This is a genomic window from Ruegeria sp. BC8, assembly GCF_056535705.1.
The window spans coordinates 3,232,088-3,252,605 of record NZ_JBQFIV010000001.1; the positions used below are offsets into that span (position 1 = coordinate 3,232,088).

21 protein-coding genes are annotated in these 20,518 nt (G+C 62.9%); 9 read left to right on the top strand and 12 right to left on the bottom strand.

What is annotated here, in order from left to right; all coding sequences use genetic code 11:
- Window positions 1-64 precede the first annotated feature (64 nt).
- Both ACR3EK_RS16240 and ACR3EK_RS16245 read right to left on the bottom strand, forming a co-directional pair.
- Entirely contained in the window at window positions 65-1,393 is a 1,329-nt protein-coding gene (locus tag ACR3EK_RS16240; RefSeq protein ID WP_480633913.1) for an ammonium transporter, read from the bottom strand.
- Between the two features lie 34 nt (window positions 1,394-1,427).
- Complete coding sequence (locus ACR3EK_RS16245; RefSeq protein ID WP_093963790.1) at window positions 1,428-1,766, bottom strand: P-II family nitrogen regulator; 339 nt, start codon at window positions 1,764-1,766, stop codon at window positions 1,428-1,430.
- Between the two features lie 255 nt (window positions 1,767-2,021).
- Here ACR3EK_RS16245 and ACR3EK_RS16250 point away from each other — a divergent pair, with 255 nt between their 5' ends.
- Window positions 2,022-4,208, top strand: a complete 2,187-nt coding sequence (locus ACR3EK_RS16250) for a transglycosylase domain-containing protein (protein WP_480633914.1) — start codon at window positions 2,022-2,024, stop codon at window positions 4,206-4,208.
- A 48-nt stretch (window positions 4,209-4,256) separates the two neighbouring features.
- Here ACR3EK_RS16250 and leuB read toward each other — a convergent pair whose 3' ends face one another.
- Both leuB and ACR3EK_RS16260 read right to left on the bottom strand, forming a co-directional pair.
- A complete protein-coding gene (gene leuB / locus ACR3EK_RS16255) occupies window positions 4,257-5,360 on the bottom strand; it encodes a 3-isopropylmalate dehydrogenase (RefSeq protein WP_093963789.1) in 1,104 nt (367 codons plus the stop codon).
- Between the two features lie 143 nt (window positions 5,361-5,503).
- Entirely contained in the window at window positions 5,504-6,397 is an 894-nt protein-coding gene (locus tag ACR3EK_RS16260) for a LysR family transcriptional regulator (RefSeq protein WP_480633915.1), read from the bottom strand.
- Between the two features lie 96 nt (window positions 6,398-6,493).
- On the opposite strand from ACR3EK_RS16260, the gene ACR3EK_RS16265 reads away from it, so the two are divergent.
- Window positions 6,494-7,405, top strand: a complete 912-nt coding sequence (locus ACR3EK_RS16265) for a Rossmann-fold NAD(P)-binding domain-containing protein (RefSeq protein ID WP_170421068.1) — start codon at window positions 6,494-6,496, stop codon at window positions 7,403-7,405.
- Here the strand turns inward: ACR3EK_RS16265 and ACR3EK_RS16270 are convergent.
- The 6 genes from ACR3EK_RS16270 to ACR3EK_RS16295 all read right to left on the bottom strand — a co-directional run bounded on the left by ACR3EK_RS16270 (window position 7,400) and on the right by ACR3EK_RS16295 (window position 12,401).
- Window positions 7,400-8,446: an endonuclease/exonuclease/phosphatase family protein gene (locus tag ACR3EK_RS16270; RefSeq protein ID WP_170421066.1), complete on the bottom strand. Its 1,047-nt coding sequence runs from the start codon at window positions 8,444-8,446 to the stop codon at window positions 7,400-7,402. The two genes, ACR3EK_RS16265 and ACR3EK_RS16270, sit on opposite strands and share 6 nt — an antisense overlap.
- Window positions 8,443-9,273, bottom strand: coding sequence for a hypothetical protein (locus ACR3EK_RS16275; protein WP_093963685.1), 831 nt, complete (start codon window positions 9,271-9,273; stop codon window positions 8,443-8,445). Before ACR3EK_RS16275 ends, ACR3EK_RS16270 begins: the two co-directional genes overlap by 4 nt.
- Window positions 9,274-9,605: 332 nt before the next feature.
- Window positions 9,606-10,211 carry a 3-isopropylmalate dehydratase small subunit gene (gene leuD, locus ACR3EK_RS16280; RefSeq protein WP_170461225.1) on the bottom strand — a complete coding sequence of 202 codons (606 nt, stop codon included), beginning with the start codon at window positions 10,209-10,211 and terminating at the stop codon, window positions 9,606-9,608.
- Window positions 10,212-10,254: 43 nt separating this feature from the next.
- Window positions 10,255-10,809: an HdeD family acid-resistance protein gene (locus ACR3EK_RS16285; RefSeq protein WP_170343176.1), complete on the bottom strand. Its 555-nt coding sequence runs from the start codon at window positions 10,807-10,809 to the stop codon at window positions 10,255-10,257.
- Between the two features lie 38 nt (window positions 10,810-10,847).
- Window positions 10,848-12,251 carry a 3-isopropylmalate dehydratase large subunit gene (gene leuC / locus ACR3EK_RS16290; RefSeq protein WP_170343175.1) on the bottom strand — a complete coding sequence of 468 codons (1,404 nt, stop codon included), beginning with the start codon at window positions 12,249-12,251 and terminating at the stop codon, window positions 10,848-10,850.
- 51 nt (window positions 12,252-12,302) lie between these two features.
- On the bottom strand, window positions 12,303-12,401 hold the full coding sequence (locus tag ACR3EK_RS16295) for an isopropylmalate isomerase (RefSeq protein ID WP_141138497.1): 99 nt from the start codon (window positions 12,399-12,401) through the stop codon (window positions 12,303-12,305).
- 116 nt (window positions 12,402-12,517) lie between these two features.
- Between ACR3EK_RS16295 and ACR3EK_RS16300 the strand changes: the two genes are divergently transcribed.
- The 4 genes from ACR3EK_RS16300 (at window position 12,518) to ACR3EK_RS16315 (ending at window position 15,409) form a co-directional block, all read left to right on the top strand.
- A complete protein-coding gene (locus ACR3EK_RS16300) occupies window positions 12,518-13,879 on the top strand; it encodes a mechanosensitive ion channel family protein (protein WP_480633916.1) in 1,362 nt (453 codons plus the stop codon).
- A 164-nt stretch (window positions 13,880-14,043) separates the two neighbouring features.
- The gene (gene rsfS / locus ACR3EK_RS16305) at window positions 14,044-14,403 is read left to right on the top strand and encodes a ribosome silencing factor (RefSeq protein WP_093963679.1); all 360 of its coding nucleotides are present in this window, start codon (window positions 14,044-14,046) and stop codon (window positions 14,401-14,403) included.
- 44 nt (window positions 14,404-14,447) lie between these two features.
- On the top strand, window positions 14,448-14,918 hold the full coding sequence (rlmH, locus tag ACR3EK_RS16310) for a 23S rRNA (pseudouridine(1915)-N(3))-methyltransferase RlmH (RefSeq protein ID WP_170589246.1): 471 nt from the start codon (window positions 14,448-14,450) through the stop codon (window positions 14,916-14,918).
- 5 nt (window positions 14,919-14,923) lie between these two features.
- The gene (locus ACR3EK_RS16315) at window positions 14,924-15,409 is read left to right on the top strand and encodes a flavodoxin family protein (RefSeq protein ID WP_480633917.1); all 486 of its coding nucleotides are present in this window, start codon (window positions 14,924-14,926) and stop codon (window positions 15,407-15,409) included.
- A 3-nt stretch (window positions 15,410-15,412) separates the two neighbouring features.
- Here the strand turns inward: ACR3EK_RS16315 and ACR3EK_RS16320 are convergent, their stop codons facing one another.
- Window positions 15,413-15,760: a hypothetical protein gene (locus tag ACR3EK_RS16320; protein WP_480633918.1), complete on the bottom strand. Its 348-nt coding sequence runs from the start codon at window positions 15,758-15,760 to the stop codon at window positions 15,413-15,415.
- Window positions 15,761-15,795: 35 nt separating this feature from the next.
- Entirely contained in the window at window positions 15,796-16,506 is a 711-nt protein-coding gene (locus ACR3EK_RS16325; protein ID WP_480633919.1) for a DUF599 domain-containing protein, read from the bottom strand.
- Between the two features lie 81 nt (window positions 16,507-16,587).
- Here ACR3EK_RS16325 and ACR3EK_RS16330 point away from each other — a divergent pair, with 81 nt between their 5' ends.
- Genes ACR3EK_RS16330 through glcF form a run of 3 tightly spaced genes read left to right on the top strand, consistent with a single transcriptional unit; the run spans window position 16,588 to window position 20,489 of the window.
- Window positions 16,588-18,036 carry an FAD-linked oxidase C-terminal domain-containing protein gene (locus tag ACR3EK_RS16330; protein ID WP_480633920.1) on the top strand — a complete coding sequence of 483 codons (1,449 nt, stop codon included), beginning with the start codon at window positions 16,588-16,590 and terminating at the stop codon, window positions 18,034-18,036.
- 25 nt (window positions 18,037-18,061) lie between these two features.
- Window positions 18,062-19,162, top strand: a complete 1,101-nt coding sequence (locus ACR3EK_RS16335) for an FAD-binding protein (RefSeq protein ID WP_480633921.1) — start codon at window positions 18,062-18,064, stop codon at window positions 19,160-19,162.
- A gap of 4 nt (window positions 19,163-19,166) precedes the next feature.
- Window positions 19,167-20,489 carry a glycolate oxidase subunit GlcF gene (gene glcF / locus ACR3EK_RS16340; protein ID WP_480633922.1) on the top strand — a complete coding sequence of 441 codons (1,323 nt, stop codon included), beginning with the start codon at window positions 19,167-19,169 and terminating at the stop codon, window positions 20,487-20,489.
- Window positions 20,490-20,518: the final 29 nt, after the last annotated feature.

Genomic DNA, 20,518 nt, shown 5'->3' on the forward strand with positions numbered 1-20,518 from the left:
AGGCATTTCAAAAAAAGAAACCCGGGCACGAATGCCCGGGTTTTTTGTTTGGATTGAAGAGAGCTCAGCCCTTCGAGAACTCGGGATAGGCTTCCATGCCCAGCTCGCCCATATCGAGGCCGTTGATCTCTTCTTCCTCGCCCACCCGCAGGCCGACGGTGGCCTTGAGGATCGAGAACAGGATGTAGCTGACCACGAAGACGAAGATCCCGATGGCCGCAAAGCCGATGATCTGGGTCACGAAGGACGCGTCGCCGTTGGTCCAGGCCACGATGAAGGTGCCCCAGAAGCCCGCGATCAGGTGAACCGGGATGGCGCCGACCACGTCGTCGATCTTCATCTTGTCCAGCAGCGGCACGGTGTAGACCACGATCACGCCACCGATGCCGCCGATGATCAGCGCCTGGAACAGCGACGGTGCCAGCGGTTCGGCGGTGATCGAGACCAGCCCGGCCAGCGCACCGTTCAGCACCATGGTCAGGTCGACCTTGCCGTACATCACCTGGGTCAGGATCAGGGCAGCGACGGCGCCGGCGGCTGCGGCCATGTTGGTGTTGGCGAAGATGCGGCTGATGTCAGCCATGTCGCCGATTGTGCCCATGGCCAGCTGCGAGCCGCCATTGAAGCCGAACCAACCCAGCCACAGGATGAACGTACCCAGGGTGGCAAGCGCCAGGTTCGAGCCGGGGATCGGAACGACCTTGCCGTCCTTGCTGTATTTGCCGATCCGGGGGCCCAGCACGATGGCTCCGGCCAGCGCGGCAAAGCCACCTGCGGCATGCACCAGGGTCGAGCCCGCGAAATCGCTGAAGCCCATTTCGGACAGCCAGCCGCCGCCCCACTGCCACGAGGCTTCGATGGGGTAGATGACACCGGTCAGGACGATCACGAAGATGAAGAAGGGCCACAGCTTGACCCGCTCGGCCATGGTGCCCGACACGATCGAGGCGGTGGTGGCGCAGAACATCAGCTGGAAGAAGAAGTCCGAACCGACCGACGCATAGGACAGATCGGTTTCGACGCCATCAAGGCCGACCGGTTCCAGCGAGGTGGGCGAGAAGGCGCCCAGAATGTTGGTGATGGTCCAGCCGTCGCCCGGATACATCAGGTTGAAGCCGACCAGCCAGTACATGATCGCGGCAAAGGAAAACAAGCCGATGTTCTTAACCAGCTGCATCGCCACGTTCTTGGAGCGCACCAGACCGGCCTCGAGCATTGCAAAACCCGCGGCCATCCAGAACACCAGGAAGCCGCCCATCAGGAACAGCAGCGAAGTCAGGATGTATTGCGTATGCTGCGCGGTTTCGCCGGATGCGGCGGCCTCCTGCGCCAGGCCCATCTGCGGCAGCGCGACGATCGCGGCGGCAGGGATGAGTGATTTCATCAGGTTCATGTTCAGTCCTCGAATGATTGTCGGTCGCGGCGCCTTACAGCGCCTCCTCGTTGAGTTCCCCGGTCCGCACGCGCAGGGCCTGCTCGACATCGAGGACGAAAATCTTGCCGTCGCCGATCTTGCCGGTCTTGGCGGTTTTGGTGATGGTCTCGACGATCTGGTCGGTCATCGCGGCGGGCACCACGATTTCCAGCTTGATCTTGGGCACGAAGTTCACCGCGTATTCGGCGCCCCGATAGATTTCGGTGTGACCGGATTGCGAGCCGAAGCCCTTGATCTCGGTCACCATCATGCCGCGCACGCCCGCCTCGGTCAGTGCCTCGCGCACCTCCTCGAGCTTGAACGGCTTGATTGTCGCAATGATCAGTTTCACGTCTTTCCCCTCTTCTGTTCCGGTGGGTCCGGCTTTGCACCTGCAGAAAAAGAGCCCGACATGGCCGCTCAAGGAACGATTTCGGCAAAAAGACGCTGGGGAAGAGAGGCAAAGTTGCACATTTTTTGCACAAAAACGGCAAAATGATTAAAAAATACGCAAGTGTGAGAGGGGAATTCGCGCTATTTCACACCTCTACATGGGCGCGACAGCGCGGTATGGTGCCACAAAAGCAAAAACGGGCAGAGTTTGAGCATGACTGAGTCCAAGCGTCGAAAACCGCTGGTGGCGGACAAACGGTATCCGTCCGGAGGCCGCAAGACCTCGTCTGCCAAGCGGACGGCGAAACCGGCGGGCAAGAAGGCGACGGCGCGCAAGACTACGACCCGAAAGACCAGCCGCAAGCCCCGGCGCAAACGTTCGGGAGGCGGGCAGGGCGGCTTCTTTCGCCGGCTGTTCCGCTGGATAGGGCGCCTGATCTGGGGGCTGACCTGGCGAGTGGGTGCGATAGCCGCGCTGCTGCTGGCGCTTGCCGTTGGGGTTGTGTACTCAACCCTTCCCGAGGTCGATGCCCTGCTGGACGGGCGCGCACGCGGGTCGGTCACGCTGCTGGACCGGGACGGCAAGGTCTTTGCCTGGCGCGGGGATCAGTTCGGCGGCGTCATCACCACCGACACCGTGTCGCCGCATCTGAAAAATGCGGTTGTCGCGACCGAGGACAAGCGGTTTTACCGTCACTTCGGCGTAAGCCCGCGCGGCATTGCCAGTGCGGTGAAGATCAACCTGTCCGAGGGGCGTGGCCCACTGTCGGGGCATGGCGGTTCGACCATCACTCAGCAGACGGCCAAGCTGCTGTGTCTGGGCGTCCCGTACGATCCGACCGAGTGGGAATCGGAAGCGGCGTATGAAGCCGACTGCCGTCAGGGCTCGCTGTGGCGCAAGGCCAAGGAAGCGATCTACGCGATGGCGATGGAGGTCAAATACTCCAAGGATGAGATCCTGACCATCTATCTGAACCGGGCGTTTCTGGGGGCCGGGGCCCGCGGATTCGAGGCGGCCAGCCAGCGCTATTTTGGCAAGTCCGCAGCCGAGGTGGACCCGGCCGAGGCGGCGATGCTGGCGGGGTTGCTGGTGGCGCCCACGCGTTATGCGCCCACCAACGACCTGCAACGCTCGCAGGACCGGGCCAAGGTGGTCATCAGCCTGATGGAGGATCAGGGTTACCTGACCACGTCACAGGCAACCGCGGCCCGCAACAACCCGGCCGAGCTGTCCGAGGCCGCCGCCGCCCGCGCCGGGGGCTATTTTGCCGACTGGGTCATGGCCAGCGGCCCCGAATTCTTTACACGCAACACCACCGAGGACGTGGTGATCAAGACCACGCTGGACCAGCGGATCCAGCAGGCGGCCGAGGCGGCGCTGAAACAGGTGTTCGACGAAAAGGTCAGTGAAGGCTCGAAAGCGCAGGCCGCGATCGTGGTGATGTCGGCCGATGGTGCGGTCCGGGCCATGGTGGGTGGACGCAAGACCAAGGTGTCGGGCGCGTTCAACCGCGCGACGCAGGCGCTGCGCCAGACCGGGTCTTCGTTCAAGCCCTTTGTCTATGCCACCGCGCTGGAGCTGGGCTATTCACCGCTGGCCACGGTGGTGGACGAGCCCTATTGCATCGACATCCCGGGGTCCGGCCAGTGGTGCCCAAAGAATTACACCAACAAGTTCTACGGTCGCGTGACCCTCGCGGATGCGCTCAAGAACTCGCTGAACATCCCGGCCGTCAAGGTGGCCGAGGTTGCTGGGCTGGACAATGTGCGCACGGTGGCCAGCGGGTTCGGCATCGAAAGCGATCTGGCGGCCGGGCCAGCGCTGGCGTTGGGCGCGTCGGAAAGCACGCTGATCGAAATGACTGGCGCCTATGCCGGTATCCTGAATGGCGGCTCGTCCGTGGAACCGTACGGCCTGACCGAGTTGAAACTGCTGGGTGACGATGCCCCGATGATGGTAACGACGACTGGGATCGGCGAGCGGGTGATCCGAGACGAAGCTGCCAAGCAACTGACCTGGATGATGGAACGCGTGGTATCCGAGGGAACTGGACAACGCGCCAAGTTGCCGGGATGGCAGGTTGCAGGCAAAACAGGCACGACCCAGGCCGCCCGGGATGCGTGGTTCATCGGCTTTACCGCAGACTATGTGGCCGGTGTCTGGATGGGCTATGACGATAACACGCCGTTGTCGGGCGTGACCGGCGGTGGGCTGCCAGCCGAGATTTGGAAGGAAACCATGGTGCGGGTCACCGAAGGTATTACTCCGACACCGCTGCCGATGTTGGCTCCGGCCGCTCCGGTCCAGACAACTCAGCAATCCCAACCACGCCGCAGGCAGCAGGGTGGCTTTGCCAAGGCTGTCGACAGTCTGTTGAAGGATCTCTTTGGCGGCAACTAGACCGCAGATGATCAGACGGGCGGCGCTGGGCGCCGCCCGGATCGGTCGTTACAGGCTTTCGTCCAGCGCGGCGACGATCGCATCGCCCATTTCGCTGGTCGAAACCGGCTGAACGCCTTCTTCGGCCAGCAGATCAGCCGTGCGGACACCATCGGCCAGAACCTTTTCGACCGCGGCTTCCAGACGATCGGCCTCGGCGCCTTGGTCAAAGCTGTAGCGCAGCGCCATCGCAAAGCTGAGGATACAGGCGATCGGGTTGGCCTTGCCCTGACCGGCGATGTCGGGGGCCGAGCCGTGGACGGGTTCATACAGCGCCTTGGGTCGGCCATTGGCCATCGGCGCGCCCAGCGAGGCCGAGGGCAGCATGCCCAGCGAGCCGGTCAGCATCGCCGCGCAGTCCGACAGGATATCGCCGAACAGGTTGTCGGTCAGGATCACGTCGAACTGCTTGGGTGCGCGCACCAGCTGCATGGCGCCGTTGTCGGCATACATGTGGCTCAGCTCGACCTCGGGATAGTCCTGGCCCACGCGGGTCACCACCTCGCGCCACAGGATGCCCGATTCCATTACGTTGGCCTTTTCCATCGAGCACAGCTTCTTGTTGCGGCGCATCGCCAGTTCAAAGGCCGAGCGCGCGGCGCGTTCGATCTCAGATTCGGTGTAGCGCTGGGTGTTGATGCCCACGCGCTCGTTGCCTTCCTCGAAAATGCCGCGCGGTTCGCCGAAATAGACGCCCGAGGTCAGTTCGCGCACGATCATGATATCGAGACCGGCAACCACGTCCTTTTTGAGCGACGAGAAATCGGCCAGCGCGTCAAAGCACTGGGCCGGGCGCAGGTTCGAGTACAGGTCCATCTCCTTGCGCAGGCGCAGCAGGCCGCGCTCGGGCTTCACGCTGAAATCCAGATCGTCGTATTTCGGGCCGCCCACGGCGCCCAGCAGAACCGCGTCGACCTCTTGCGCCTTGGCCATCGTCTCGTCCGACAGGGGCTTGCCGTGCACGTCATAGGCGGCACCGCCGACCAGATCCTCGCTCACGTCGAATTCAAGGCCGCGCTTGGCGCCGAACCAGCCGATAATCTTGCGCACTTCGGCCATGACTTCGGGGCCAATTCCGTCTCCGGGCAGGATGAGGAGCGAGGGGTTGGACATGAACGGTCTCCTTGCGTTTTTCAGCATCGGGCCTAGCGTTTGCGGTGCATCTGGTCAATGAGGCGTTCTGGTCAAAATGCGCGGAATCAGGGCCGTACAGCGCGAAAAACGCCGCTGAACATGCGCCGGTCACCCGATCTGGGTCACAGGCTGGCTTTCAGCCCTTCTGCCAGCAGGTCCCAGACCCGGCGAATGCGCGGTGTCTGCCGCATGGCCTGCGGCGCAGCCAGCCAGACCGGCAGAACCGGGATGTCCACATCCAGCGGCAGAATTTCGACCGCAGGATCAGCCTCGGCCACTTGAACCTGGCTGAAACCGATGCCGCAACCCGCACGGATCAACTCCCAATAGGCGCTTTGAAGATCGCAACGGGTGGCAAAGTCTTCCTTGCTGGCAGGCCAACCCTTGGCCTGCATTTTCGAGATGATCAGGTCGTTGGAGTCGAAACCCACCAGGTCATGCTGAAACAACTCTTCGGGGGTGGTTGGCCGACCGGCGCGGTCCAGATACGACCGGGCTGCGCAGAAACACAACGGTACGTCGCCCAGATGCCGGGTCACGATATCGACCTGCTCGGGGCGATACATGCGAACTGCGATATCAGCTTCGCGGAACAGCAGGTTTTCGCTGGTGTCGGTGGCGACCAGTTCCAGCTGGATTGAAGGTTCTTGCCTGCGGATGTCCGCCAGAATGGACGGCAGGATATGGTGCGATGCGAAGACCGAGGCGGTGATGCGGACCGTACCGCCCAGCTGTTGCGACTGCCCGGCGGCGGCCAGGCTCAGCTCACGCATGGCCGCGTGCATCTGTTGCGCCATCGGCAGCAATTGCTGGCCGGCCGCGCTGAGCTTGAGGCCTCGCGCATGGCGATCGAACAGCGACACGCCCAAATCCGTCTCGAGCGCCTGCACTTGGCGACCAAGCGTCGGCTGACTGCGCCCCAGTTCCCGCGCGGCCGCCGACAGGGATCCCGTTTCCGCAACTGCCAGAAAGCTCTGCACCAAAGACCAATCGGAAAGTGCCAAGGTTTTATCCATGCGCAGATGAATACATGCTCTGCGTTTTTCGGCAATTCCCAAAGGTGAGTGAATGGATATCTTTTGTTCAACCGCCAGGGCTGACAGGAGGTTGCGATGACGGGAAAGGTGCTGATCCTAGGATCTTCGGGGCGTTTTGGCCGCAATGCCGCAGACGCGTTTCAAGCGGCCGGATGGACGGTGCGGGGATTTGACCGCGCGAGGGATGATCTGTCCACCGCAGCCCGGGGCGCGGATGTCATCGTGAATGGCTGGAACCCGCCATACACCGAGTGGGCGCGGCAGGTGCCGGATTTGCACGCTCAGGTAATCGGTGCAGCGAAGGCAACCGGGGCGACCGTGATCGTGCCCGGGAACGTCTATGTTTTCGGGGCCGACACGCCTGGGCCGTGGGCGGCAGATACGCCGCATCTTGCAACCAACCCTCTGGGCCAGATTCGGATCCGTATGGAGGAGTCCTATCGGTCGTCGGGCGTGCGCACCGTGATCCTGCGCGCCGGGGATTTCCTCGACACGCAAGCCTCTGGCAATTGGTTCGACCAGATCATGATCAAGCCGCTGGCCAAGGGGCGTTTTGTCTATCCCGGTGACCCCGACATTGCCCATGCCTGGGCCTACCTGCCGGATCTGGCCCGCGCTGCGGTTCAGTTGGCCGAGATGCGGCATGACTTGCCGCGCTATTGCGACATTCCTTTTGCCGGATACACGTTGACCGGCCGCCAATTGGCGCAGGCCTTGTCGGAAGTGACCGGGGCTACGGTGCGCTTGAAGCAGATGAACTGGTGGCCAATTGTTCTGGCCCAGCCGTTCTGGAAACTGGCCCCGCATCTGCTTGAGATGCGCTATCTGTGGGACACGCCGCACCGCTTGGATGGCTCGTTCTTCGACTCGTTGATCAGCGATTTCGCATCCACGCTGCTGCACGAGGCATTGAAAACCGCTGTGTCTGACCTGTCGCATGATATCCCGCGAACCACAGACGTGGATCGAGTTCAGGGCCTGTCATAGGCCCGGCGGCATGTCAGGGTGTGACAGGTCAACCCAAATCAGACGATGTCGGCTGGCCTTGCGGGCCGCGGCAAGGGGCACGCCTTTGGCGTCGGTCCAGTGGATGCCGGCGTCTTCAACCACCCAGTCGACTGATGGCAGCAGATAGTCAACACGCCGTTCACCCACCGCCTTCCAAACCACCGTTACAGCCGAGCCTGCGCCATCCACGGGTTGCGGATCCTGCAGGCTGGGGTGCTGTAACAGATCGCGGATGGCTTCATTGCGCCCATCGCCCAGGTTCGGGTCGAGATTTGCGTCACCGGCAATGATGAAACGACTTTTCGGGGCTGGACCCAGCCCGCCGTCAAGCAACACCGACCACAGCCGGATCTCATCGCGATTGCGCAATCCGTTGCGATCCTCAGGCCCGTCGAAGACAGGAGGGGTGGCGTGAAAGGTCATCAGGTTCAGGCGGCCTTGAGGTGTCTCCACCGGCACGATCCAATGGGCGGTCGACGACAGGCGCTGAACAGCGTGGGCCTGTTCGGACGGGAAAGGCAACCCGCCAAGGGTGGGTAGCGTCGCGCCGGGCAGGTCCTTCCAAAGCAGCGCTGAAAGGTCACGAACCTCATCCTTTGCGATCGGATAACGGGACAGCACGGCCAGCCCGCCATTTCCGGTGAAACGGCCCCATCCCTGGGCGTCTCCGGGTCCGCCCCGTTCTCCGTCCCCGTCCAGATCGAGCGACGTCATCAGCCCCGAGTTGGGCTGACCAGCGAAGAGATGCGGGTAATCCAGCCCTGCCGCGCGCAACCGATCAGCCAGCGCGGACAGGGCCAGGTTGTCATGGTCCCAGTCGATGCCTTGCAGGGCCAGAACATCGGGGGCAGCGGCGGTCAGAACCTCGATCACGGCCTGCACCTGGGGATCATCACGCCGAATATCCCGCAGCAGCAGGCCCGGACCTTTCCGGCCGAGCTCAGCATTGAAGCTGGCAACGCGCACTGGCTCTGCCTGCGCCGCAAACGGCAGCAACAGCAGAACAAGAATACGGATCATGCGGTTTGGGTCGTCTCGGCGGTCGAGTAGGCGCGGCGTTTTTCCACGATCAGCCCGGCAATGCGCAGGGTTGCCATCCCTCGCATGATCATGCTGGCCGGCAGGAAGGCCCACGCGCTCATGGTCCAGATCAGCGTCTGCGGATTGGACAACGACAGCGGATCAATGAAATCCGTGAGCAGCTTGATCAGGGCCGGAATCAGGAAAGGCAGCAGAACGCCGACCGAGATGTTCAACCGACCGTCACGCTGCAGGCGAGTCACCACGTCTCCGCCCTTGGTGGGGTCGAACAGGGGCAGGTTGGTCCAGACATTGAACGCCCCGTTGCCAGTGGGCCACCCACGCAGTTTGACCGCATAGGCAAAGCTGGCGATCGTGACCAAAGCGGCGACATAGGCGACACTTGCCGTGATGCGTACCAACTCGACCAGGGGTTGGCTCGCGTCAGCAGGCAGCATCAACACCACCAGGCGGACAGGTGAATAGGGGAAGTCCACGACATTCGCGACGGCCAGGCCGACCGAATACACGGTGCTGGTCAGTTCCGTCGGCGCATAGGCGTTCTTGCAGATCAAGGTCAGGAACGAGATCATCGACATCAGGCCGACAAAGCGCAGTCTGTTCACGGGTGGCGCATCGCGGAATTCGATAAAGCTGGGAAAGGCCGAGTTGTATTCGGCGAAGGTCAGGATGAATGCCAGGATTGCCAGAAAGACAACGATCTCGGTCCCGTTGGACGTTGATGCGGGCAGATACAATGCGGGTGTCAGCACCAGAAGTGCCACCAACAATCCCCGTATCGCAGCCCCTGTTGTGCGAGCAATCACTATCCGAACCCTTTCCAAACCGGACCAGTCGATTCTTCGCCGACTTGGTTCCAACTTGATGCCCGCCAATCTCGATATTTGGCGGATGCCCCTTTAGCGCCATCATTGGCGATAAGCGGCATTTCGCTCAAGCCGAGGTGCAGAAAACACGTGATTTCGGGCAAAAAGATGGCGAAACTGGTGCGGCTTTGCATCATTCACGTCGCAAATTCGACGTGTAATGGAAATAGTTCTCTACATGTTGTGGTTGCTTTGACTTTAACCCCAAGAATGCGAACGGGGCCGCCTTGGCGACCCCGTCAGGTTGAGTATCCACAGATTCATCCCCAGAATCACACCCAGGGGCGCGCCTGTCCGGCATGGGATTCGAACGAGTCGATGTGGTGATCTTTTTCCATCGTCAGGCCGATATCGTCCAGACCGTTAAGCAGGCAATGCTTGCGGTGCGGGTCGATATCAAACTCGATCACGACGCCGTCCGAGGTCACGATCTGCTGATCTTCCAGGTGCACGGTCATACGTGCGTTCTCGCCCTTGTGGGCATCCTCCATCAGAATGACGTGGTGGTGTTCTTCGACGACGATGGGCAGGATGCCGTTCTTGAAGCAGTTGTTGAAGAAGATGTCGGCGAAGCTGGTCGAGATGACCACCTTGATACCGAAATCCTTGATCGCCCAAGGCGCGTGTTCCCGAGATGAGCCGCACCCGAAGTTGTCGCCGGCCACCAGAATCTCTGCGTTGCGATAAGCGGGTTTGTTCAGGACGAACTCTTCGTTCTCGCGCCCGTCATCGTGATAGCGCATCTCGTCGAACAGGACGACGCCGAGGCCGGACCGTTTGATTGTTTTCAGATGCACCTTGGGAATGATCATATCGGTGTCGATATTGATCAGGGGCATGGGGGCTGCCACACCGTGGACTTTTTCAAACTTTTCCATGTTCACACTCCTGCGGGAGAGGTCAGGCCCCATGCCCCGCGTTTCAAGCTTGTTGAGCTTCTGTTGTTTCGTCTTTGGGCGCGTTCTTGACGAAGAACGCCATGAAGACCAATCCGAACCCGTTGAACAGCATCTCGATGCCCAGCAGGATGCCCAGCAACTGGAACAGCACCGCCGGTTCCGAGCTTGCATAAGACCAGATGATGCCTGCCAGGATGATCGACAAGATGCCCGAGATCAGGGTTGGCCAGAAAAATGACGTGCCTCGCATCTGAAACGAGAGAATGATCCGTGCGATCCCGCCTGCCATGAACAAGATAAGCACCACTGTTGCCAGCGTCAGAGTGCCTGCCAGCGGATGGTCCAGAAACGACCAGCCCAGGAACAGCATGACCGCACCCATGATGAAGGCCAGGATCTTGTTTCCGGTTCCTTCGACGGTGAAACCGCCGACAACCTGCAGAACGCCGGACACCAGCAAAAGGACGCCGGTGACCACGGTCACTGCCACGGATGCCACAACCGGTGCGCCCAGCACGAATATGCCGAACACGATCGACAGAAGCCCCATCAGGAGCCATTTGACCCATTCACTCATTTCAGTCTCTCCCTCAAATATCTAGATATGAGGGGACCTTACATCAATTCACGCACATCTGTCAGCTTTCCCGTGATTGCCGCAGCGGCAGCCATCGCGGGGCTCAGCAGATGGGTGCGTCCGCCGCGGCCCTGACGGCCCTCGAAATTGCGGTTCGAGGTGGCGGCGCAGCGCTCGCCCGGCGTCAGCTGGTCGGGGTTCATGGCCAGGCACATCGAACAGCCCGCAAGGCGCCATTCAAAGCCGGCCTGCTTGAAGATGTCGGCGATGCCTTCCTCTTCGGCCTGCGCGCGGACAAGGCCCGAGCCGGGCACGACCATGGCGCGGATGCCGTCCTTGATCTTTTTGCCCTTCAGTATCTCGGCAGCGGCGCGCAGGTCCTCGATCCGGCCGTTGGTGCAGGAGCCGATGAAGACCGTGTCGATCTCGATGTCGCTCAGTTTCTGGCCCGGCTTGAGCCCCATGTATTCGATCGAGCGGCGCGCGGCCTCGACCTTGCCGCCCTCGAAATCCTCGGGGTTGGGCACGGTCGCGGTGATCGGCAGAACGTCTTCGGGGCTGGTGCCCCAGGTAACCACGGGGGCGATTTCTTCGCCGCGGATGGTGACGACCTTGTCCCAATGGGCGTCGTCGTCGGAATAGAGCGTCTTCCACCAGGCCAGGGCGGCCTCCCACTGCGCGCCCTTGGGAGCGTGCGGGCGGCCCTTGACGTATTCGAACGTCTTTTCGTCCGGCGCGATCAGGCCGGCGCGGGCGCCGCCCTCGATGGCCATGTTGCAGACGGTCATGCGGCCTTCCATCGACAGGTCGCGGATCGCTTCGCCGCAATATTCGATCACATAGCCGGTGCCGCCGGCGGTGCCGGTTTCGCCGATCACGGCCAGGGTGATGTCCTTGGCGGTCACGCCCGGCTGCAGTTTGCCGGTGATCTCGACCTTCATGTTCTTGGACTTCTTCTGGATCAGCGTCTGCGTGGCCAGAACATGCTCGACCTCAGAGGTGCCGATGCCGTGGGCCAGCGCGCCGAACGCGCCGTGGGTGGCGGTGTGGCTGTCGCCGCAGACAACGGTCATGCCCGGCAGGGTCCAGCCCTGTTCGGGGCCGACGATGTGGACGATGCCCTGACGGATATCATTCACCGGGTAGTAGTGAATGCCGAATTCGCGGGCGTTCTTGTCCAGCGCTTCGACCTGAATGCGCGATTCGGGGTTTTCGATCCCGTTCACGCGGTCGGGCGTGGTGGGCACGTTATGGTCCGGCACGGCGATCGTCTTTTCCGGCGCGCGCACCTTGCGGCCCGCCATGCGAAGGCCTTCGAAGGCCTGCGGGCTGGTCACTTCGTGCACCAGGTGGCGGTCGATATAAAGCAGGCAGGTGCCATCGTCGGCTTCATGCACGACATGGGCATCCCAGATCTTGTCATAGAGTGTTTTGGGGGACATCGGTCCTCTCCCGTCTGTATTGAGAAATGCTGGCGAGTGGCTGGGCGCCGATTATAGGCGGGCCAGAACCGTGCGGGCGGCCCCGAAGAACCGTTCACGCAGGCGCGCGCGGTCTTGCAGGTTCGGAGCAGGGGCCTGATGGAATCTCATGCGATCCAGATATATCGCGCCCCCTCGTCAATCAAGGCTCAATCCGCGTCCCTGGACAGGTCGGTGGGCCTTGCAAGCCGCCACATTGCTGTTCAATCTGGCGGCAGGAGACCCGCATGGACAATGATTTGATCCCAAGTTCGATTTCAGAGCTGTTCGACAACATGGCCGAGGCCTTTCTGTTGCAGCTTGGGAACCTGGTCGAGCTGATCGTGACTCCGGGGTGGCGGCAGTATCAGATCGCCATCATCCTGGGGCTGGTGGCGCTGTCCTTCCTTTTGACTCTGCTGACAAAAAGCCGGTGGGAAGCCTGGGCGCGGGCACGCAGTGGATGGCCAAAATGGCGGTTGCGGGTTCTGGTTCAGCTGATGCAGCGGATGACGCTGGTCTACTTCGTCGTGCTGGCTTGGGGTGTTTATCTGGTGATGCAGCAGGTCACCTGGCCATCGCGGAGTTACATCATCGGTGTTCTGGCAACGCTGGCAACCGCGTGGCTGGCGATCGCGCTGATTTCGCGACTGGTCCGCAACCGGACGATTCGGCGCATCTTCCGCTGGTCGATGTGGATCTACGCCACGCTGGTCGCGCTGAGTCTGACCGATGACGTCGCCGAGTTCCTGGACGGCGTGGCGATTTCGATCGGCAGCCTTCACATCTCGGCATTGGGGATTCTCAAGGCCATTCTGCTGATCGGCGCGTTGTTGGTGCTGGCGCGGCTTGGCACCCGGGCGGCTGAACGCGGGCTGAAAAGCAATGACGACATCTCGCCCTCGATGCAGGTGCTGCTGGCCAAGGGTATCCAGGTCGCGTTTTACGGGCTGGTCTTTCTGGTCGGGATCCGGACGCTGGGATTCGACCTGACCGGGATCGCGCTGTTGTCCGGTGCGGTCGGCGTGGGCATCGGCTTCGGCCTGCAGAAGGTCGTGTCGAACCTGATCTCGGGGATCATCATCCTGATGGACCGGTCGATCAAGCCGGGCGACGTGATCTCGCTGGGCGACACGTTCGGTTGGATCAACGCGCTGGGCGCCCGCTACGTCTCGGTCGTTACCCGCGACGGGCGCGAATACCTGATCCCGAACGAGGATCTGATTACCGGGCAGGTGGTGAACTGGTCCCATTCCGACGAGTTCGTCCGCCTAGATCTGACCTTCGGCACCAGCTACGGCGACGACCCGCACAAGGTGCGCGAGACCGCCGTGCGAACGGTGAAATCAGTCAAACGCGTGCTGAGCGGCGGCAAGCACGAACCGGTCTGCCACATCACCGGGTTCGGCGACAGCAGCGTCGATTACGTGCTGCGGTTCTGGATCCGGGACCCGACGGCCGGCCTGACCAACATCCGCGGCAATGTCTATCTGGCGCTGTGGGATGCATTCCAGGCCGAGGGCATCTCGATTCCCTTCCCGCAGCGCGAAGTGCGCCTGCTGGGGCAGGGTGCCACCGACACCGCTGTGCCACATCTGGACACGGATTGATCAGCCCCGAGCCATCAACGGTTGCCGTTCATTGAAATGTTGCAATTGCCTTGCTACCTTAATAGTACCCCGGCGCCGGGGTTACGCGGCGCTTTAGCAAGGAGGACCATGTCCTGTCTCTACACACACAGGCGGGTTTGCCCGCCGATGAAGGGGCCGCTGTGATGGCCCGCTCTCAGTCAATCAGCGACAAGCTGCTTGAACGCATCCTTTCCTCACTTTCCGATGACAAGGCCGAAGATGTTGTGCAGATCAACCTGCAGGGCAAGTCTTCGGTGGCCGACTACATGGTTATCGCTTCGGGCCGGTCGACGCGTCAGGTGTCGGCGATGGCGGAAAAGCTGACGGATCGCATCAAGCAGGAATTCGGTTTCACCTCGAAGGTCGAAGGCAAGGATGCCGGCGACTGGGTGCTGATCGATACGGGCGATGTGATCGTCCATATCTTCCGCCCCGAAGTGCGCGAATTCTACCAGCTGGAAAAGATGTGGCTGCCTCAGGGCGGCAGCGCCTCGGCCAACTGAGGCGCCATCCCGGCCCGTATTGAAGGGCCGGCGGCGAGAGCGACATGCGTATCAGCATTTGTGCGGTCGGGCGATTGCGTGCCGGACCGGAGAAGACCCTGCTTGACGACTATCTGACCCGTTTCGACCGGACCGGCCGCAGCCTGGGCTTGGGGCCTGCGCGCGTGATCGAGGTCGAAGACAAGAAGAACGCCGGTATGGGCGCCGAGGCCGGCTTGCTGCGCAAGGCGCTGCCCAATGGGGCGGTGATCTGCACATTGGACGAGCGGGGAAAGGTGATGTCTTCCCCCGATTTCGCGCGGAAGCTGGCCGGGTGGCGTGACATGGGCCGGCAGGATCTGGCCTTTGTCATCGGCGGCGCCGACGGTATCGACCCGGCGCTGCGGGCCGAGGCCGATTTTTCGATTTCTTTCGGCGCCATGGTCTGGCCGCATATGCTTGTCCGGGTGATGCTGTCGGAACAACTCTATCGTGCCGCGACGATCCTGTCGGGCGGCCCGTATCATCGGGCCTGACCACTGTGGCCCGTCTACTGATCGTCTATCATTCGCGCACCGGCGGCAGCCGGCAGATGGCCGATGCGGCCGCACAGGCGGCCAGCGCCGAGGCCGAGGTCAGCCTGAAACCCGCCGAGCAGGCGGGACCCGACGATTTGCTGGCGGCCGACGGATACATCTTTTGCGCGCCCGAGAACCTCGCGGCGCTGTCAGGCGTCATAAAGGACTTTTTCGACCGCTGCTACTATCCGGTTCTGGGCCGGATCGAGGGGCGGCCCTACGCGCAGATGATCTGCGCCGGGTCCGACGGTCAGAACGCGGCGCGGCAACTGGCGCGCATCGCCACCGGTTGGCGCCTGAAACAGGTGCAACCGCCCCTCATCGTCTGCACCCACGCCCAGACGCACGAGGCGATACTGGCGGAAAAGACCATCCCCGAGGATGAACTGGTCAAATGCAGCGAGATCGGCGCGGCGCTTGGCGCCGGGCTGTCGCTGGGCGTGTTCTGACGATCAGTCGAGCGTCACAAGCGTGGTGTCCGCGTTCCAGCCATCGACACTGCACCGGGCCTGCACCTGAACCTGACTCGCGCCTTCGGGGATCGCGACCCCGGCCAGCGACCGGGTAAAGGGCTGCTCGGTCTCGTGCGGGTGATGCAGCACCCTCATCCCCAGCTCGGTTCCGTCCATCGCCAGAACGCGCCAGCCATCGGCATAGTGGTCCCACCCGGTATCGGGATGGCGGATGGTCACGTCGAATCGCCAGGTCTCGCCCGTGCGCGTCGCGGTGACATTTTCGACCATCGGCGGATCGGCGAGGGCCGGGGCGGCCAGAAACAGGCAGGGGATCAGGTGTCGCATTTCGCCAGTCTATGATCTGATCGGGCGGGGCGCTATCACGTCTGCGTGTCCGGCGGCAGGCTCAGCAGGATCGCGCGGGAATGCGAGGCAAACTCGCGTCGGTACAGCACTCCCAGCGTCAGAAGCGTGCCGATGATCAGCGCGATCGGGCCCAGGATCCAGGCCAGCGACGCCAGCGCGAAATAGGTGGAGCGCAGGGCACGGTTGAAGCTGCGCGCGGCGGTCACGCAGATCTCGGCCGCCTGCGCCGCGCGGGGATAGGCCTGCGGATCCACGGGCTCGTTGGGCACCGCCGCCATCAGCACCGCGCAGTAGCCGAACAGCCGGTGCGCCCAAACGTATTTCAGAAAGGCATTCGACAGAAACAGCAGCACGATCAGGATCTTGACCTCCCACACCATGGCCGGTGCGCTGCCGATGGCCAGATCCTTGGCGACGCCCGACAGCCGCTCGGTATTGCCCAGAAGGGCCAGCCCGCCCCCGATGGCGATCATCGTGGTCGAGGCAAAAAACGTACTGCCCTGACGCATCGTGCCCACGACCTGGGCGTCGAACATGCGGGGCTGACGGGTCACCATTTCGCGCATCCAGCAGCGGCGGAATTCGTCCATCATCACCGCGACCGAGCGCTTGCCGGGCGCGGGGTTCTCGATCCGCCATCCGATCCATTGCCAGGCGATCAGCAACAGCAGGACGGCGGCGTAGTCCAGGGGCGAAAACAGCAGGGCGCGTTCGGTCAATGTCATGGCGCGACAGTACGTCCGACGAAGGCAACTTGCCAGATGCAGAAATTGGTAATATTATTTTACCAAACTGGAGGATCCGCCATGGACATGCCACAGCCCAACCCCGACGTTTTGGCCCGCAAGGCCAGCGTTCTTGCCCGTCTGCGGCAGGTTCTTCCCGAAGATGCCGTCATTGCCGATCCGTCCGAAACCCGCGCCTATGAGTGCGACGCCCTGACCGCCTACAAATGCGCGCCGATGATCGCGGTACTGCCGTCTTCGACGCAGGAGGTCTCGGACATTCTGCGAATCTGCCACGACGAAGGCGTGCCGGTCGTGCCGCGCGGGGCCGGGACCTCGCTGGCTGGTGGGGCGCTGCCCACCGCCGATTGCGTGATCCTGGGCGTGGCCCGCATGAACGAGGTGCTCGAGATTGACTATGACAACCGCTTCATCCGTGTGCAGACCGGCCGCACCAATTTGAGCGTCTCCGGCGCGGTCGAAGAGCAGGATTTCTTCTATGCGCCCGATCCGTCGTCGCAGCTGGCCTGCGCCATCGCGGGCAATATCGCGATGAACTCGGGCGGCGCGCATTGCCTGAAATACGGCGTGACCACCAACAACCTGCTGGGCGTGACGATGGTGCTGATGGATGGCCGCGTGGTCGAGATCGGCGGCGCGCATCTGGATTCCGGCGGGCTGGACCTGTTGGGCGTGGTCTGCGGCTCGGAAGGGCAGCTGGGGGTCGTCACCGAGGCGACGCTGCGCATCCTGCGCAAGCCCGAGGGCGCGCGCCCGGTCCTGATGGGTTTTGATGACAATGCGGTGGCGGGCGAATGCGTCTCGGACATCATCAAATCCGGCATCCTGCCCGTGGCGATCGAGTTCATGGACCGGCTGTGCATCGAGGCCTGCGAGAATTTTGCCCATGCCGGCTATCCGAATTGCGAGGCGCTGCTGATTGTCGAGGTCGAAGGCTCGGACGCCGAGATCGACAGCCAGTTGGCCAAGATCGTCGAGATCGCCAAACGACACAACCCGGTCGAGCTGCGCGAAAGCCAGTCGGCCGAGGAAAGCGCCCGCATCTGGCTGGGCCGGAAATCGGCCTTTGGCGCGATGGGGCAGATCAACGACTATATGTGTCTGGACGGCACGATTCCGGTGTCGGCCCTGCCGGACGTGCTGCGCCGCATCGGTGAATTGAGCAAGGAATTCGGCCTGCCCGTGGGCAACGTGTTCCACGCCGGCGACGGCAACATGCACCCGCTGATCCTGTTCGATGCGAACAAGCCCGGCGATCTGGAAAAGTGCGAGGCCTTCGGGGCCGAGATCCTGAAACTGTGCGTCGATGCCGGCGGCTGCCTGACCGGCGAGCATGGGGTGGGCATCGAAAAACGCGACCTGATGCATCATCAATACGCGCCTCAGGACCTTGAGGCGCAGATGGCCGTCAAGGACGTGTTCGACCCGAAATGGCTGCTGAACCCCGCCAAGGTGTTCCCGCTGGACGCCAGTGCGGCCCGGCGCGTCGTGCCGATGGCGGCGGAATGACTCCCAAGACAGAACGGACCCCGCAATGAGACCTGAATCAGAGTCTGAACTGGCCGAAATCGTGGCCGGCCTGAATGAACCGGTACGCGTTGTCGGTGGCGGCACGCGCGGTGTGACCGGCCCCGACCGGATGCTGAGCACCGAGGGGCTGCGCGGGATCACCCTGTACGAGCCGGGGGCGTTGACGCTTGTGGCGCAGGCCGGAACCCCGCTGGCTGAGATCGAGGCCGCTTTGGAGGCCGAAGGTCAGCAGCTGGCGTTCGAGCCGATGGACCATCGCGCCCTGCTGGGATCCTCGGGCGCGCCCACGATCGGCGGTGTCGTGGCGGCCAACGTCTCGGGGCCGCGCCGGATTCAGGCCGGGGCCTGCCGTGATTTCCTGCTGGGCGTGCGCTTTGTCGACGGGCAGGGGCAGATCATCAAGAATGGCGGGCGGGTGATGAAGAACGTCACCGGCTATGATCTGGTCAAGCTGATGGCCGGGTCCTGGGGCACGCTGGGCGTGCTGACCGAGGTGTCGCTGAAAGTGCTGCCCAAACCCGAGGCCAGCGCGACGCTGGCCGTACCCGCCAAGGACGCCGCGACTGCGGTTCGCATCCTGTCCGAGGCCCTGAAATCACCCTTTGAGGTCACCGGCGCAGCCTATGATCCGCAGCAGCAGCGCGCCTTGATCCGGATCGAGGGGTTTGCTGAATCGGTCTCGTATCGCACCGGGCGTCTGCAGGAGTTGCTTGCCCAGTTCGGCGCAGTTGATCCGGTCGAGCCATCGGACGCCCTGTGGCAGGCGATCCGCGATGCGGCCGATTTAGCCGACACGCCCGGCGAAGTCTGGCGGATTTCGGTCAAACCCGGCGACGCGCCCGAAATCGCCGCGCGGGCCGAGGCTGATCGGACCCTGTTCGACTGGGGCGGCGGGTTGATCTGGGCGCTGGTGCCCGCAGGCACCGACCTGCGCGCGCGCATCGGCGCGTTTTCCGGCCACGCCACGCTGGTGCGGGCCGGGGCCGATACCCTTGCCCGGTTGGGCCGGTTCCAGCCGGAACCGCAGGGTATTGCTGCTCTGACACAGGGGATTCGACAGAAATTCGACCCGCGCGGCGTGTTTAACCCCGGGCTGATGGGATAGGGCGATGCAGACCACATTCACCGAAGACCAGTTGAAAGACCCCGGCACCCGCCGCGCGAACGAGATTTTGCGCAACTGCGTGCATTGCGGGTTCTGCACCGCCACCTGCCCAACCTATCAGGTGCTGGGCGACGAATTGGACAGCCCCCGCGGGCGCATCTACCTGATCAAGGACATGCTGGAAAACGAGCGTGTGCCGGATGAAAAGACCGTCAAGCATATCGACCGCTGCCTGTCCTGCCTGGCCTGCATGACGACCTGCCCGTCGGGCGTGCATTACATGCATCTGGTCGATCACGCGCGTGAATATATTGAAAACCGCTACAAGCGCCCCTTCTCGGACCGGGCGCTCCGGTGGGTTCTGGCGCGGATCCTGCCCTATCCGATGCGGTTCCGCTGGGCGCTGATCGGGGCCAAGCTGGGGCGGCCGTTCCGCTTTCTAATGCCCGACGCGCGCCTGCGGGCGATGCTGGACATGGCGCCGAAACACATCCCGCCCGTCAGCCGCAATGACGACCCCCAAAGCTTTGCGCCCAAGGGACAGGCGATCAAACGCGTGGCCCTGATGACGGGCTGTGCGCAAAAGGCGCTGAACACCGACATCAACGATGCCACGATCCGCCTGCTGACCCGGCTGGGCTGCGAGGTCGTTGTGGCCGAGGGCGCCGGCTGCTGCGGGGCGTTGACCCATCACATGGGCAAGACCCGCGAAAGCCATGCCACCGCAGCCGCCAATATCCGCGCCTGGACCCGCGAGATGGACGGCAAGGGGCTGGATGCGATCGTCATCAATACCTCGGGCTGCGGCACCACGGTCAAGGATTACGGGCACATGTTCCGCGACGATCCACTGGCCGAGGACGCGGCGCGGGTGTCGGGCATTGCCATGGATGTCAGCGAGATCCTGATGCAGCTGGACTTGCCGCAGGGTGACGACAAGGGGCTGACGGTGGCCTATCACGCGGCCTGCTCGCTGCAACACGGGCAGCAGATCAAGACCTATCCCAAGGACCTGCTGAAACAGGCGGGGTACACGGTGGTCGAGCCCGCCGACAGCCACCTGTGCTGCGGCAGCGCCGGCACCTACAACCTGATGCAGCCCGAGATCTCGGCGAAGCTGAAACAGCGCAAGGTGCGCACGCTCGAGGCCAGGAACCCCGATCTGATCGCGGCCGGGAACATCGGCTGCATGATGCAGATCGGGTCGGGCACCCGACTGCCCATCGTGCATACGGTCGAGCTGTTGGATTGGGCCACGGGCGGGCCTCGGCCCCTTGCGCTGGATCGGGCCGGACAGCCTGCGGATACGGTGCCGATCCTGCGGTGATCGGGCCTGATGCGCCGACGCATCAGTCT

Bases quoted from the DNA above. Each gene is read 5' to 3' on its own strand.
- ACR3EK_RS16240 (WP_480633913.1), bottom strand. From the start codon at position 1,393: ATGAACCTGATGAAATCACTCATCCCTGCCGCCGCGATCGTCGCGCTG.
- ACR3EK_RS16250 (WP_480633914.1), top strand. From the start codon at position 2,022: ATGACTGAGTCCAAGCGTCGAAAACCGCTGGTGGCGGACAAACGGTAT.
- leuB (WP_093963789.1), bottom strand. From the start codon at position 5,360: ATGTCCAACCCCTCGCTCCTCATCCTGCCCGGAGACGGAATTGGCCCC.
- ACR3EK_RS16260 (WP_480633915.1), bottom strand. From the start codon at position 6,397: ATGGATAAAACCTTGGCACTTTCCGATTGGTCTTTGGTGCAGAGCTTT.
- ACR3EK_RS16265 (WP_170421068.1), top strand. From the start codon at position 6,494: ATGACGGGAAAGGTGCTGATCCTAGGATCTTCGGGGCGTTTTGGCCGC.
- ACR3EK_RS16270 (WP_170421066.1), bottom strand. From the start codon at position 8,446: ATGATCCGTATTCTTGTTCTGCTGTTGCTGCCGTTTGCGGCGCAGGCA.
- leuD (WP_170461225.1), bottom strand. From the start codon at position 10,211: ATGGAAAAGTTTGAAAAAGTCCACGGTGTGGCAGCCCCCATGCCCCTG.
- ACR3EK_RS16285 (WP_170343176.1), bottom strand. From the start codon at position 10,809: ATGAGTGAATGGGTCAAATGGCTCCTGATGGGGCTTCTGTCGATCGTG.
- leuC (WP_170343175.1), bottom strand. From the start codon at position 12,251: ATGTCCCCCAAAACACTCTATGACAAGATCTGGGATGCCCATGTCGTG.
- ACR3EK_RS16295 (WP_141138497.1), bottom strand. From the start codon at position 12,401: ATGAGATTCCATCAGGCCCCTGCTCCGAACCTGCAAGACCGCGCGCGC.
- ACR3EK_RS16300 (WP_480633916.1), top strand. From the start codon at position 12,518: ATGGACAATGATTTGATCCCAAGTTCGATTTCAGAGCTGTTCGACAAC.
- rsfS (WP_093963679.1), top strand. From the start codon at position 14,044: ATGGCCCGCTCTCAGTCAATCAGCGACAAGCTGCTTGAACGCATCCTT.
- rlmH (WP_170589246.1), top strand. From the start codon at position 14,448: ATGCGTATCAGCATTTGTGCGGTCGGGCGATTGCGTGCCGGACCGGAG.
- ACR3EK_RS16320 (WP_480633918.1), bottom strand. From the start codon at position 15,760: ATGCGACACCTGATCCCCTGCCTGTTTCTGGCCGCCCCGGCCCTCGCC.
- ACR3EK_RS16325 (WP_480633919.1), bottom strand. From the start codon at position 16,506: ATGACATTGACCGAACGCGCCCTGCTGTTTTCGCCCCTGGACTACGCC.
- ACR3EK_RS16330 (WP_480633920.1), top strand. From the start codon at position 16,588: ATGGACATGCCACAGCCCAACCCCGACGTTTTGGCCCGCAAGGCCAGC.
- ACR3EK_RS16335 (WP_480633921.1), top strand. From the start codon at position 18,062: ATGAGACCTGAATCAGAGTCTGAACTGGCCGAAATCGTGGCCGGCCTG.
- glcF (WP_480633922.1), top strand. From the start codon at position 19,167: ATGCAGACCACATTCACCGAAGACCAGTTGAAAGACCCCGGCACCCGC.